This is a genomic window from Larkinella harenae, assembly GCF_054780515.1.
On the sequence record NZ_BAAGWE010000004.1, the window covers coordinates 58,861 to 72,424 of the forward strand.

Consider the following 13,564-nt stretch of genomic DNA (forward strand, 5'->3'; position numbering starts at 1 on the left):
TTTCATTTAATTTGTCGTGCTGAATCAATGACGAAAAAGAGCGAACAGATGAGCCTGATTGAGAAGGAAAGAATTTAATTCAATTTTAACGGGCTGAATGTTTTATTTTTGTACTTTATTTATTTTGTATATTATTCTTTGTGTATGTTTCTACCATCTCTGCGGAAGCTCTGCTTAATTCTTCTAGGCGGTTTTACATGTTCCTGTCAACTCTCCGATAACCACCTTTTTAGTTTGTTGCCCGCCGGTGAAACCGGGATTACGTTTTCCAATCAGATGCCTGAAAAAGACACGCTGAGCATTCTGGACATCGATTACTTCTACAATGGAGGAGGGGCGGCCATTGGCGATTTCAACAACGACGGGTTGCAGGACGTGTTTTTTTCGGGTAACCTGGTCGAGAACAAACTCTATTTAAATCAGGGTGATTTTAAGTTTACCGATGTTTCTAGTCAGGCAGGCGTTGGCGGGGGCGGCAAATGGTGTTCTGGCGTCGCGCTGGTCGATATCAATAACGATGGGCTGCTGGATATATACGTTACCACCACCATCAAGAAATCGACCCGGGATCGGGAAAACTTACTGTTTGTGAATCAGGGCTGGAAAGGGCAGAAGGACAGCATCCCGGTTTTTAAGGAAATGGCGAAAGAATACGGAATTGCCGATGATAGCTATTCGACCAACGCAGCCTTCTTCGATTACGACAACGACGGCGATCTGGATCTTTTTGTGCTGACCAATATGGCGGAGAAATACCCGAATGCGTACCGCCAGAAGGTAGCGAGCGGGGCGTCACCCACCACCGACCGGCTTTACCGCAACGACTTTGACGCCAAGCTTGGCCACCCGGTTTTTACGGATGTATCGAAAGAAGCCGGGGTGCAATTGGAAGGGTACGGACTGGGCCTGAACATCTGTGATATCAACCGCGACGGCTGGAAAGACATTTACGTTACCAATGATTTTTTGTCGGAAGACCATTTCTTTATTAACAACCAGCAGGGCGGTTTTGGAAAACCCGCGTTTACGGAGCGGGCCGGGCAATTTTTCAAACACACCAGCAACACGGCGATGGGCAGCGATATTGTCGATCTGAACAACGATGGCCTAATGGACATCGTGGTGCTGGATATGCTGCCGAACGATAACTTCCGGAAAAAAATGTTCATTCCGCCGAACAACTACCAGACCTACCTGAACAACGAAGAATTTAAGTACACGCACCAGTACATGCGCAATACCCTGCAACTTAACCAGGGCTTTCGACCCGGTACGCGCGACCCGATTTTCAGCGAAATCAGCCTGCTGTCGGGTATTGCGGCTACCGATTGGAGCTGGGCTCCGCTGGCGGTGGACTTCGACCACGACGGGTACCGGGATATCGTGATGACCAACGGTTTTCCGAAAGACATTACCGATCGGGATTTCATGCAGTATTACGCCGATAATTCGTCGGTGGCCACCAAGGATTATTTGTTGAGCCAGATTCCGGTCATTAAGATCAACAACTACGCGTTCAAGAATAACGGCGGAAACCTGACCTTTTCGGACGTCTCCAAAGAATGGGGGTTGATGACACCGGCCTTTTCCGGAGGAGCCGCTTACGGCGATCTGGACAACGATGGCGATCTGGATATGGTCATCAACAACATCAACGATTCGGCTTTTGTCTACCGCAACAACCTGGTGGAAAAGAAACCGCAGCAAGCCAACTACCTCCGAATCAAGTTCAAAGGCAGCGCACAAAACCGGATGGGGCTGGGGGCTATGGTGGAACTGAAGTACGGCAACGGCCAACAGCAGATTTACGAGCACACCATTTACCGGGGCTATTTATCGACGGTTGAAAACGCGGCCCATTTTGGGTTGGGCGCCACGGCTGAAGTAGCCGAAGTTCGCATTAGCTGGCCCGCTCAGAATGGCCAGCCGGGCAAAGCCCAGACGTTGCGGAATGTAAAAGCAAACCAGGTGCTCACGGTTGATGTCCAAAACGCTACCGAAACCGCCACCCTGCCACCTAATGCACCAGCGGGGCCGATTTTTCGGGATATTACCGATTCGTTGCAGGTGAAATGGGTGCATCAGGAGCCGGAGTACATCGATTTTAACCAGCAGAAGCTTCTGCCGCACAAATTATCACAGTACGGGCCGTCTATTGCAGTCGGTGATGTGAATGGGGACGGGCTGGATGACCTTTTCGTGGGTGGTTCCAAAAACCAGAAAGGTACCTTTCTGGTGCAGACGGCGAGCGGCAAGCTGGTGCCGCAGGATTTGTTACCGGGTTTGCCAGGTGCTCCTAAACCCGAAGAAGATATGGGAACGTTACTTTTCGATGCGGATGGCGATGGCGACCTGGACTTGTACATTGCCAGCGGTGGCTTTGAAAGTGATGCCAATTCGGTAGCGTATCAGGATCGCCTGTATGTCAATGATGGCAAAGGGCGGTTTACCCTTTCTACCCAGGCTTTGCCGCAAAACCAGATCAGTAAATCCTGCGTGAAAGCGGCTGATTACGATCGCGATGGTGATCTGGATTTGTTTGTGGGCGGTCGGGTTGTGCCGAATCAATATCCCCGGCCGGTTTCGAGTTTTATCCTGCGCAACGATTCGCAGCCGGGACAGCCCAAGTTTACCGATGTGACCAAAACCGTTGCGTCGGAACTGCAAAATATTGGTCTGGTGTGCGATGCAATCTGGACAGATACCGACAACGATGGCTGGCTGGATCTGATGCTGGCGGGTGAGTGGATGCCGTTGACTATTTTGAAGAATCATCAGGGAAAGTTGCAGATCGATAAACGGGACGGAACGCCATCCCAGACACCAACTCTGGCGGGTTCAAAAACCGTTCCGACGGGCTGGTGGAACTCCCTGGTGGCGGCCGATTTCGACCATGATGGTGATATGGATTACATCGCGGGCAACCTGGGGTTGAACTCGCTCATGCAGGCCAGCGAGAAGGAGCCCGTACGGGTTTACGCCAAAGATTTTGATAATAACGGTTTTTACGATGCTATTCCCACGGTATTTTTTCCAAACAAGGATGGTAAAAACCAGGAGTTTCCGTTCAATGGCCGGGAGGATATGATTCGGCAGTTTATTGCCATGCGCGCCCGTTTCCCGTTGCACAAAGACTTTGCAGTGGCGACAATTGACAAGTTACTGAAAGAAGACGAACTCAAGGATGCCATCGTGCTGGAAGCAAACTACCTCAAGTCGGCTTACATAGAGAATAAAGGTGATGGCCGTTTTGAAGTGCATGATTTACCTGTTCAGGCGCAGGTGGCCCCGGTATTTGGAATGATTGCCGATGACTTCGACCAGGACGGTCACCCGGATGTATTACTGGTGGGCAACGATTTTGGTAATGAACTGCTGACGGGGCGGCTTGATGCGATGAACGGTCTGTTGCTAAAAGGCGACGGCAAAGGCGGCTTTTCGGCCCTCAATCCGTCGGCCAGCGGTTTTTACGTACCGGGTAACGCGAAAGGAATGGTTCGGCTGACGGGCGCTGGCCGGAAAGACGGTGCCGCAACCTCGCTTATTGTGGCGACCCAAAACCGGGGGCCGCTGAAAGTGCTTCAATGCACCCTTCCCACGCAAACCGTTCGGCTAAAACCAACCGACGTAGCTGCTCATCTGGTGTATACCGATGGGCGAAAGCAGAAGGTGGAATTTTACTACGGCCAATCGTTTTTCTCGCAGTCGGCGCGGGAGCTGGCACTGGGCAAAAATGTTAAAATGCTGGAAGTGATCGATTCGAAGGGGGCAAAACGAATCGTCCCGCTGCAAACGCTGGCGGGACGATAACCCTTTTGCGGTATTCGGTGTACGACGAAAAACCGTAGGCCGAATACCGGTTATTCTTCCTGGGCAACCACTTCGCTGAGCGGGCGCAGGTTGGCGGGGATCCGATCTTCTTCCGTGTACGGGAAAATGTCCAGAATCTTGGTGGTGTTGATGTCGGTTGTCTCAAACGGAATCAGCATGGTTCGCAGGCTTTCTTCAATCCGGTCATACGCCTGTTTCACGTTCTCGGCATTCACCAGCATTTGATTGACAATCCGTTTTTCACGCCCTTTGTCGTCTTCGGTGACGTACACCACCTTGCATTTGAACCAGGTTTCACCGCCATCTTCAAAATGGAATAAGTCCGCCAGGCGCATGCGGGAGATTGCCGTAACCGTAAAATCAGGCGTGTTGGCCGCGACCTCCTTGTACAAGCGGGCTTCAGCGTCAGTATACGAAACGGCGTCGATTAAGTACGCTTCATTGATGGTTTTGAATTTTCCGGTTGGATCCTGTAATTGATAGCGGATTTTCCCCTGATACCAGCTTGGCATAACGCGTTGGATTATAAGTTATATAGGGTTGTTACACAGCGTTGATCAGAGAAAGGTTGCACTTATCGAGGTCGCTCTCAGGTTACCTCCCACGGTCTCTGATCAGCGCTGTGTAACAACTCGCAACTCAAAAATACAGAACTTTCGGTAGCTTCGACGGCTCATCCGGCTTTTTAGTTAGTTCGTCGGCGGATGCTTGAAAGAGCAGTAGGGAGCGCACCATCTTTGTTAAAAAATAAGGAGTCTTGGAAATGAGTAACTTACTGGATGTACTGCTGCTTGCTGATGCGATGCCCATTGAGCCCGTAAAAAATTACCTGCACCTCACTTTGTTATCGATGGGCGTGCTGGCGCTGGTGACAACCATCTGGTGGCAGACCGATAAGGAGTCGTACGAGGAGGTCACGGAGGATCTGCCCATCACGGCTTTTGAAAAACTGGAGATTTGGGGAATGTTGAATGTCCTGGTCACCGACGGGCCATCGTATTCCCTGACCGCTCGCGGATCGCGCCGGGCCATCCAGAACGTAAAAGTACGGCAGCGGGGCAAGTGGCTGAAGGTCGGCTCGGGCTTTTTCTTCTGGCATCGCCAGTACGACTTGCTGCTCACCCTGACCACGCCGACGATCAGCAAACTGGATGTGTCGGGGGCGTGTACGGTACAGCTCACCGGTTTTCGCGAACTGACCGGTTTGGACATCGACATCACGGGGGCTTCCAACATTTCGCTGGAAGGCGAAGCGCAGGTGTTGAACATCGATATCACCGGAGCCTCGCGGTTGTCACTCATTGGTCGGGGCCGGGTGCTGGCGGCCGACCTGACCGGCGCGTCGACGCTTCATGCGCTCCAGTACACGGTTGAGGATGCTATTGTTGAAGTAACCGGCGCCTGTACGGCCCAGATTTACGCAACCCATACGCTGAAAGCCGAAGCCACCGGTGCCAGCAAAGTGCATTACCAGGGCGAGCCAAGTGTGCATTTTGAAAGTTCGGGAGCGGGTTCAATAAAAAAAGTATAGGGCGGATTGTTCATAACCACCGATGAGAAACAAAGTAAGACTGTGTATTCTGTTGATGTTGCTGGCGCTGCTAATCTACGCGCTGCTCAACACCGAAGCGAGCATACCCATTGAAATGAAGTGGACCATCATCTCCCTGGTGATCGGCAGTGGTCTGGTGATTTATACGGCCCTGTCCTGGTTCATTCCGTATATCCTGAATCATTCCGCAGAACAATTGTCGCCCCAGAAACTGGTGTCACTGACGGTGACATCAAGCGGTATTCTGGCTGCCATGACGGGCTTGCTGGCTACCTTGGGGCTGGCTTTTTTCGGCAATGTTCCGTTTGCGGTGCGGGATTATTGCTCCATCTGCGGATTGTTTGCCGTCATCACGGCGGGCGTTACGGCGGTATATTCCCTAAAATCGTTCGTGCAACGCTGGAAGGCGCTGCTCTTGATGGAGGAAGGTCTGAAGCAGGCGGTCTTGAAAGCCGAGTTTGAGTCGCTTAAAAACCAGGTCAATCCGCATTTTTTGTTCAACTCGCTGAATATTCTAAGCGCGCTGATCCCGGAAGATACCGGCAAATCCGTGCAATTTGTTGAACGGCTGTCCAAGTTGTTTCGCTACAGCTTACAGCATTCCGAACAGAATACCATTGAGTTGGCCACCGAACTGAAAATTGCTGAATCCTATCTGTTTATCAACCAGATGCGGTTTGGTGACAGCTTTACGTATACCGTTGATTTGTCGGAAGAAGACCGCGCCCGGCAGCTTGTGACCCAGGGCTTACTGACGCTGCTGGAAAACGTGGTGAAACACAACGAGTGTTCGCTGGAAAAACCGCTGGTGATTCGGATCTATACCGAAAAAGATTGTCTGGTGGTGTCTAATTCCTATCAGCCAAAGAGCCGGTTGCGCACCGATTCGACCGGCATTGGCCTGAAAAACCTGAAAAACCGGTATGTACAATTGGCCGCCGACCGGCCGGTGGTGATCGAAAAAACGGAGCGGGAGTTTATTGCTAAATTACCATTACTAGAACCGGCGACCCATCGTACGGTTGGAAATCAATAACGGGAATGAAAATAGTAATTGTGGAAGACGAGCCACTGGCTGTCAAACGAATGGAGGGGTTGATCCGGGAGGTAGCAACTGATGCCGAGATTGTCGGAAAAATAGATACTGTGCGGGCGTTTGTTCGCTGGTGGCAAACCAATCCATCACCGGATCTGCTGCTGATGGATATTCAACTGGCTGACGGCCTGAGTTTCGAAATTTTCCAGCAGGTTGACGTCAGGACACCGGTTATTTTTACAACCGCCTACGATGAATATGCGCTGCGGGCGTTCAAAGTGAACAGCGTTGATTACCTGCTGAAACCGATCGAGCAGGAAGAATTGGGGAAGGCCATTCAAAAATTCCGGGATCAGCGCCAATCCGGCGATGCCCAACCCGCAGCGTCGGAAAATCTGGTGAAAATGCTGGAAGAGTTCGGCATCAAGCCTGTTGCGTACAAAAACCGCTTTCTGATCAAGCAGGGCGGACGGTTTGATGTGGTCGAAACACCGGATATTCTGTATCTGTACGCCGATGATAAGGTCGTGTTTCTGATCACCAATCAGAATCGGAAGTACATCGTTGATGAAACACTGGATGAACTGGAAGGCAAGTTGGATCCGCGCTTATTCTTCCGTGTAAACCGCAAATACATCACGCATTTATCGGCCATCGAACGCATCGAACCGTACTTCAACGGACGGCTCCGAATCTGGCTGAAACACCGGCCCACTGAAGAGGAAGTGTCGGTTAGCCGGGAGCGGGCCGATTCGTTCAAAACCTGGCTGAACACGTAAAATAGAAGACCTAAATAACCGGATGGAGCCATGCCGAAAGGGATGGTTCCGTTTTTTGAATCGTCTGTAATTTTTCCGTATTTCGAAAAGTCCGTTAACCATCTCACTACGCGCTCATCATGCAATGTTTCAGCGTATTAACCGCGTTTTTGCTGGCGGGTTCAGTCTACGCACAAGCACCGGATTCCCTGACGGTTCAATTAGGAAGTCAGGTTTATGCCGCTACCTGTAACGCTTGTCATAAAGACGGCTCCGGGTTGAAGGCACCGAGCCAGGTTGCGTTGGGCATCCTGACACCCCGGGCGATTGTAGGTGCGCTGGAAACCGGAAAAATGCGTACGCAGGGAGCCAGCCTGACGCCCGAACAACGGAAAGCCGTGGCTCAGTTTCTCACCGGCAGAGCCCTGAAAGAAAGCCAGCCCCCCAGGGAGGCCTTTGTTCCCTTTACCTTGCCCGCCCGAAAAACCGGTCTGGTCGAGCATTCGGGTTGGGGGGGCGATCTGGCTGGAACGGGTTTTCGGTCAGCGCAACAGACAAAGATTACCCCGACCAATGTCGGATCGCTCAAACTGAAATGGGCTTTTGCGTTTCCGGAAGCGACCCAGGCACGCAGCAAACCGGCCATTGTGGGCGATTGGCTGGTGGTCGGTAGTCAGTTTGGTGAAGTATATGCCATTCACAAGGAGTCTGGCAAAATTGGCTGGCAGTTCAACGCCGATGGCCCGGTGCGGGGTGCCATCAGCGCAGTTCAGGATGAAAACGGCATTCGGGCGTATTTTGCCGACAATATCACCAACGTGTACGCGGTTGATGTGCAAACCGGAAAGTTGCTCTGGAAACAGCGGGCCGGCGAGCATTCACAAGCCTCCAATACGGGTTCGGTAGCGGTGTACCAAAACCGGGTTTTTGTGCCCATCAGTTCTATTGAGGTGTTCATGGCGCTGGATCCGAACTACAAGTGCTGTACCTCATCAGGGGAGCTGGTGGCGCTGGATGCGGGGTCGGGGCAACTGCTCTGGCGGCACCGCGTCATTCCGGAAGCAGCCAAAGAAGCTGGGAAAAAGAAAAACGATCAGCCGTTTTACGGGCCATCGGGTGCGCCGGTCTGGTGCAGCCCGACGGTGGATACGAAGCGGGGGCTGGTATACATCGGAACCGGCGAAAATTACACCAACCCGCCCTCAGCAACCAGCGATGCCGTTCAGGCCGTGGATATGAAAACCGGCAAATTGGTCTGGTCGTTTCAGGCAACGGATGCCGATACCTGGAACATGGGCTGTCCCGGTAATCCGAACTGCCCGGAAAAAACCGGTCCTGATTTTGATTTTGGGATGGCACCGATGCTGGTGAAAGATGGCAGCGGCACGGAGCGGCTGGTCGTAGGGCAGAAGTCAGGAGTGGTGCATGCGCTGAATCCGGACAACGGTAAGGTGCTCTGGCAAAACCGCATCGGAAAAGGAGGTTTTTTGGGCGGTATTCACTGGGGCATGGCAACGGATGGCAAGTATGTGTATGCGGCCAATGCCGATAACATCTGGGCCATCGATCAACGCGATTCGACGCGTAAGGCTACTCCCGGCTTGTTTGCGCTTAATCTGAAAGACGGAAAAATAATCTGGGCAACGCCGACGCCCTCCTGCGGGGAAAATAAAAATTGCGTTGCCGCCAACTCGGCCGCCCCAACGGTCATTCCCGGGCTGGTATTTGGCGGCACGCTCGACGGACATATTCGGGCTTACAACGCCACGGATGGAAAAATTGTCTGGGATTTCAACACGGTTCGGGAGTATCAAACGGCGAACGGTATTCCCGGCAAAGGCGGTTCATTGGATGGTCCGTCGCCGGTTGTTTCGGGAAAGTGGCTGTTTGTCAATTCCGGTTACGGTATGTTTAGCGAACTACCCGGCAATGTGCTGCTGGCGTTTGAGATAGAGTGAAGAGTTGGCTCCGCCGTATTAGATTGCGTCAGCCAACTCTTCACTCTCTTAAACTTTGTAGAACACCCACTTCATCAGTTCTTTGTACGACGGTTTTTTGCCGTACATCAGAATGCCAACGCGGTAGATGCGGGCCGCCAGCCAGGCTGTACCGAGAAAACCGCCAATCAGCAAGACCACAGATAGGGCAATCTCCCAGAACGGCACGCCAAACGGAATCCGAACCATCATGATGATGGGGGAGGTGAACGGAATCATCGACATCCAGAAAGCCACCGCACCGTCGGGTTCGCGAATGACGAACTGCGCCATAATAAATGATAAAACCAGCGGAATAGTGATCGGAAACATGAACTGCTGCACGTCGGTGTCGCTATCGACCGCCGAGCCAACCGCTGCAAACAAGGCGCTGTAAATCAGGTAGCCACCAATGAAATAGATCAGGAAGCAGCCAATGATGAGCGGAATATCGAGCGTGCTGATGGCTTTTAAAACCGCTCCCATTGGATTGCTCTTCTGTTCAGTTTTTGGTTTTTCCTCGGTAGGAGCCTGGTTCTGATTGGGTTGCTCAGTCATCATTTCAACCCGTTTTTGCGGCCCAACGCTTTCGCCCAGAAAACTCGACATCACCGACGAGATGCCGAACGTGAGCAAAATCCAGAGCAAAAACTGGGTTAGGCCAACGAGGGCTACGCCGGTGATTTTCCCCGCCATCAACTGGAACGGTTTGACCGACGAAATGATCACTTCCACGATCCGGTTGGTTTTTTCTTCCATAACCCCCCGCATGACCTGTACGCCGTAGATGAAAATGGCGATGTAAATCACGAAGGCACAAAAGTAGCCAATGCCCGTTGCTGCGCCCGAGCTGCTGTCTTTCTCGCCCTCGGCGCTCAGGCTATACGTATCCGATGATACATTGGCTTTGGTGCTTTCCAGAATCTTACGATCGATTCCGGCTTCCATCAGACGAATGTTTTCAATTTCCCGTTCGATGGCGTTTTCAATCCCGTTTTTCACCTCCAGGCTGACGTTCTTTTCCGCGTAAATTTTCAGGTTTTTCGGATTCGTCAGAATGTCTTTGGGAATGTACACCAATACGTCATAACCGCTTTGGGCGAAATCTTTTTTCGCTTGCTCAACCGGCACCGTTGCGGGTTTAAAAACGAGTTCTTTGGTATCTTTGAAGGTGTTGGCAAACCGGCCATTGTCGTCGATTACCTCCACTTTTTTCTGATCGATGCCGCGCATCGCGAAGAATACGGGAATGAGCCAGATGCACGAAACAAGCAGTGGTGTGACCAGGGTCATGATCAGAAACGACTTTTTCTTGACCCGCACCAGGTATTCGCGTTTGAGGATGAGGAAAATTGTCTTCATGTTGTCAATAATGGATGAGCAAATGAATGAACGGAAATAGAAGCTGGTAGTTTGTTCGCTCATTCATAGCTAATTAAGTGGTTGGAATTTCGCCGACGGCTTTGATGAAGATATCGTTCATGGATGGAATGTTTTCACCGAACGACCGAACGGTGACGTGGTCGATCAGATCGCGAATCAGCTCGTTAACAGCCGCGTCGCGCGGAATCCGGATGTTGGCGCGGTGAAAACCGTCGTCCAGCGGTTTTTTATCCAAAACCGTATAAGCCGGGTTCAAATCATTCAGCACACCCTGGTATTCGACGTGGTAGGTGTGGGTTTTGTATTGGTCCTTGATGGTTTTCTTAGGACCGTCGAGCACTTTTTTCGAGCGGTTGATCAAGGCGATGTGGTCACAAAGTTCCTCCACCGATTCCATGCGGTGCGTGGAAAAAATAATGGTGCTGCCTTTCTGACGCAGTTCCAGAATCTCGTCTTTGATCAGATTCGCGTTGATTGGATCAAAGCCCGAAAAAGGTTCGTCGAGAATGATCAGGTCCGGTTCGTGCAGAACGGTTGCTACAAACTGGATTTTCTGCTGCATCCCTTTCGACAGGTCTTCGATGTTTTTCGTCCACCAGGTTTTGATATCGAATTTGATAAACCAGTCACGCAGTTTCTCCATTGCCTGCCGTTCGCTGAGTCCTTTCAGTTGAGCCAGGTAGAGGAGTTGTTCGCCCACCTTCATCTTTTTGTAAAGACCGCGCTCTTCAGGTAAATAACCGATGCGTTTGATGTGTTCCTGCCCCAGCGGTTTGCCATCGAAAAGAACTTCGCCCTCGTCGGGGCCGGTGATCTGGTTGATGATGCGGATGAGGGATGTTTTTCCGGCACCGTTGGGGCCCAGGAGACCAAAGATCTGGCCACGTGGAATGTCAATACTCACATCGTCGAGAGCCCGGTGCTGGGCATATTGCTTGACAATGTGGCGAGTTTCAAGGATGTTCATGCAATCGTGGTTAAGACGCGTATTCCAATGGGCACTACCTGAGCGCGATTGGCCGATCAAAAGTAGCCGTTAGGCCGTTGTTCAGTGGATATTTTTGACAAAGAAACCTAATTCTACACAAACGGTCTAAAATAAACAAGCTACCAACAGGGTGCTGGTAGCTTGTTTATAAAAAAGTGGAATAGGTGCTATCAACGATAATAAGACCGTACCTGAAAAAGAAGCAGCAACCAGAGTAAGCCTATAAAAATGCCCAGAATGCTCAACGTAATCAGGCTGGACAGGAGGCTAATAAGTTGGGCATAGTAGCTGAACACCCACCCCTGGCGCCGACGATTGAACAAACCCGGCAAGGCGGCAATGCTCAGGACCATTCCGGCAATGGTTAAAATCATGGAAAGGTTGTATTGCAACCCCAAACCCGCACCACCCATAAAAGACACAGGCAGTAAGGCCGTTCCTAATCCCAGAAAAACCAGGATAGCGGGCAGGGAAATCAGTAGAAAAATAAGGGATACGATGGGCCAGTATTTCACAAATCCTTCCCGGAAACCAATCGGAACCTGAAAAGGCGCTTTTTCGGTAAAATAAGGAGCCAGCTCCGTTTCTAAAATTGCTTGTTGTGCCATGTTTGTTCGCAAAAACGTAAATGTTGTTTAAAGAAGTTGCGAAAGTAAAGAGTCAGAATAGTTTGGAGAAAGACTATTGTGTAAACGGCAACAAACTACTCTGTTTAAGCCAATTGTCAGTCTTTTAGAGCGATTTCTTCCGTGGGTTTTGTAAAATCGCCTTCCCACTTCGAAATCACGCAGGTCGCCACGGCGTTTCCCGCCACGCTCGTGGCCGAGCGGCCCATGTCCAGAAATGGATCAATACCCAGAATCAGCGCCAAACCTTCGGGGGGCAGGTCAAACAACGCCATCGTTCCCGCAATCACCACCAGCGATGCCCGGGGCACACCCGCGATTCCTTTGGAAGTCACCATCAAGGTCAATAGCATAATAATTTGTTGCTGAAGCGTTAGCGAAACACCGTAGGCTTGCGCCAGAAAACCCGTTGCGAATGTCATGTACATCATCGACCCATCGAGGTTGAACGAATAGCCGAGTGGAAGTACAAAACCGATGATTCGGGGCGATACACCAAAATTTTCGAGTGCCTTGATCTGTTGGGGAAGTGAAGCCTCCGAGCTGGCCGTACTGAACGACAGCAGCAGCGATTCTTTCATTTGGGCCAGCAGTTTGAAGAACGGGATACGCATGAAGGCGCAGATGGTTGCCAGGATCACAAAAACGAAGAACAGCAAACCGCCGTAAAAACAAAGCAGCAGGTAAGCGTAGGAAACCAGGATGCCCAGGCCTTTGGCGGCTACAACGGCGGTCATCGCGCCCAGAACGGCGTAGGGAGCTAATTGCATTACGTACCCTACCATCTTGAAAACCAGTTCGCTGAGGGCGTCCAGGGCTTTCATGAGCCCCTTGCCTTTTTCACCGATGGCACCGAGCGCAATTCCGAAAAACAGGGAGAACACCACAATTTGCAAAATCTCATTTTCTGCCAGTGCCCGAAAGGCGCTGTCGGGGAAAATATGCAGAATAAACTCTTCGACGCTGTTTAGTTTCTTGCCCTCAATACCGACGCTTGTGCCGGATGCCGGGCGGGGCCAGCTCTGAATGCTGCCGGGCTTGGTAATGTTGACGACCACCAGTCCGACGAGCAGGGACAAAATAGTGGCAAAATAGAAGTAGCCAAGTGTTTTGATTCCGATGCGTCCTACTACCTTGAAATCGCCCAGTTTGGCGATGCCCACCACCAGCGTAGAAAACACCAGCGGTCCGACGATCATTTTGATCAGTTTGAGAAAGACCTTACTAATCAACTGGAATTTATCACCGATTGAAGCAGCTGTTGCGGGGTCGGAGGTGGTATGCAGAATCTGACCAATGATGACACCCAGGATAAAGCCGACAACAATTTTGGTAGTAATGTTTAGTTTCATTCAGATGAAGATAAAGAGTAAGACGGGGATCGGAACACAGCCGTATAAGAACAAAAATAGAA

10 protein-coding genes are annotated in these 13,564 nt (G+C 51.2%); 5 read left to right on the top strand and 5 right to left on the bottom strand.

Features of this window, described 5'->3' with window-relative positions:
* Positions 1 to 144 precede the first annotated feature (144 nt).
* On the top strand, positions 145 to 3,810 hold the full coding sequence (locus ACYVH9_RS20280; RefSeq protein ID WP_460638219.1) for a CRTAC1 family protein: 3,666 nt from the start codon (positions 145 to 147) through the stop codon (positions 3,808 to 3,810).
* 50 nt (positions 3,811 to 3,860) lie between these two features.
* On the opposite strand, the gene ACYVH9_RS20285 is transcribed toward ACYVH9_RS20280, so the two are convergent.
* Complete coding sequence (locus ACYVH9_RS20285) at positions 3,861 to 4,343, bottom strand: DUF4494 domain-containing protein (protein WP_460638220.1); 483 nt, start codon at positions 4,341 to 4,343, stop codon at positions 3,861 to 3,863.
* A gap of 251 nt (positions 4,344 to 4,594) precedes the next feature.
* On the opposite strand from ACYVH9_RS20285, the gene ACYVH9_RS20290 reads away from it, so the two are divergent.
* The 4 genes from ACYVH9_RS20290 (at position 4,595) to ACYVH9_RS20305 (ending at position 9,135) form a co-directional block, all read left to right on the top strand.
* Entirely contained in the window at positions 4,595 to 5,362 is a 768-nt protein-coding gene (locus tag ACYVH9_RS20290) for a GIN domain-containing protein (protein WP_460638221.1), read from the top strand.
* A gap of 22 nt (positions 5,363 to 5,384) precedes the next feature.
* Complete coding sequence (locus tag ACYVH9_RS20295) at positions 5,385 to 6,419, top strand: sensor histidine kinase (RefSeq protein ID WP_460638222.1); 1,035 nt, start codon at positions 5,385 to 5,387, stop codon at positions 6,417 to 6,419.
* Between the two features lie 5 nt (positions 6,420 to 6,424).
* A complete protein-coding gene (locus ACYVH9_RS20300) occupies positions 6,425 to 7,198 on the top strand; it encodes a LytR/AlgR family response regulator transcription factor (RefSeq protein ID WP_460638223.1) in 774 nt (257 codons plus the stop codon).
* Between the two features lie 119 nt (positions 7,199 to 7,317).
* On the top strand, positions 7,318 to 9,135 hold the full coding sequence (locus ACYVH9_RS20305; protein WP_460638224.1) for an outer membrane protein assembly factor BamB family protein: 1,818 nt from the start codon (positions 7,318 to 7,320) through the stop codon (positions 9,133 to 9,135).
* 48 nt (positions 9,136 to 9,183) lie between these two features.
* Here ACYVH9_RS20305 and ACYVH9_RS20310 read toward each other — a convergent pair whose 3' ends face one another.
* The 4 genes from ACYVH9_RS20310 to ACYVH9_RS20325 form a co-directional block, all read right to left on the bottom strand.
* A complete protein-coding gene (locus ACYVH9_RS20310; RefSeq protein ID WP_460638225.1) occupies positions 9,184 to 10,515 on the bottom strand; it encodes an ABC transporter permease in 1,332 nt (443 codons plus the stop codon).
* Between the two features lie 73 nt (positions 10,516 to 10,588).
* A complete protein-coding gene (locus ACYVH9_RS20315; protein WP_460638226.1) occupies positions 10,589 to 11,503 on the bottom strand; it encodes an ABC transporter ATP-binding protein in 915 nt (304 codons plus the stop codon).
* A gap of 191 nt (positions 11,504 to 11,694) precedes the next feature.
* Positions 11,695 to 12,132 (bottom strand): chromate transporter, encoded by a 438-nt coding sequence (locus ACYVH9_RS20320; protein WP_460638227.1) that lies wholly within the window; start codon positions 12,130 to 12,132, stop codon positions 11,695 to 11,697.
* Positions 12,133 to 12,248: 116 nt separating this feature from the next.
* Positions 12,249 to 13,502, bottom strand: coding sequence for a dicarboxylate/amino acid:cation symporter (locus ACYVH9_RS20325; protein WP_460638228.1), 1,254 nt, complete (start codon positions 13,500 to 13,502; stop codon positions 12,249 to 12,251).
* Between the last annotated feature and the right edge of the window lie 62 nt (positions 13,503 to 13,564).

Excerpts from the sequence above, each read along its gene's own strand:
- ACYVH9_RS20280 (WP_460638219.1), top strand. The coding sequence starts at position 145 with ATGTTTCTACCATCTCTGCGGAAGCTCTGCTTAATTCTTCTAGGCGGT.
- ACYVH9_RS20285 (WP_460638220.1), bottom strand. The coding sequence starts at position 4,343 with ATGCCAAGCTGGTATCAGGGGAAAATCCGCTATCAATTACAGGATCCA.
- ACYVH9_RS20290 (WP_460638221.1), top strand. The coding sequence starts at position 4,595 with ATGAGTAACTTACTGGATGTACTGCTGCTTGCTGATGCGATGCCCATT.
- ACYVH9_RS20295 (WP_460638222.1), top strand. The coding sequence starts at position 5,385 with ATGAGAAACAAAGTAAGACTGTGTATTCTGTTGATGTTGCTGGCGCTG.
- ACYVH9_RS20300 (WP_460638223.1), top strand. The coding sequence starts at position 6,425 with ATGAAAATAGTAATTGTGGAAGACGAGCCACTGGCTGTCAAACGAATG.
- ACYVH9_RS20305 (WP_460638224.1), top strand. The coding sequence starts at position 7,318 with ATGCAATGTTTCAGCGTATTAACCGCGTTTTTGCTGGCGGGTTCAGTC.
- ACYVH9_RS20310 (WP_460638225.1), bottom strand. The coding sequence starts at position 10,515 with ATGAAGACAATTTTCCTCATCCTCAAACGCGAATACCTGGTGCGGGTC.
- ACYVH9_RS20315 (WP_460638226.1), bottom strand. The coding sequence starts at position 11,503 with ATGAACATCCTTGAAACTCGCCACATTGTCAAGCAATATGCCCAGCAC.
- ACYVH9_RS20320 (WP_460638227.1), bottom strand. The coding sequence starts at position 12,132 with ATGGCACAACAAGCAATTTTAGAAACGGAGCTGGCTCCTTATTTTACC.
- ACYVH9_RS20325 (WP_460638228.1), bottom strand. The coding sequence starts at position 13,502 with ATGAAACTAAACATTACTACCAAAATTGTTGTCGGCTTTATCCTGGGT.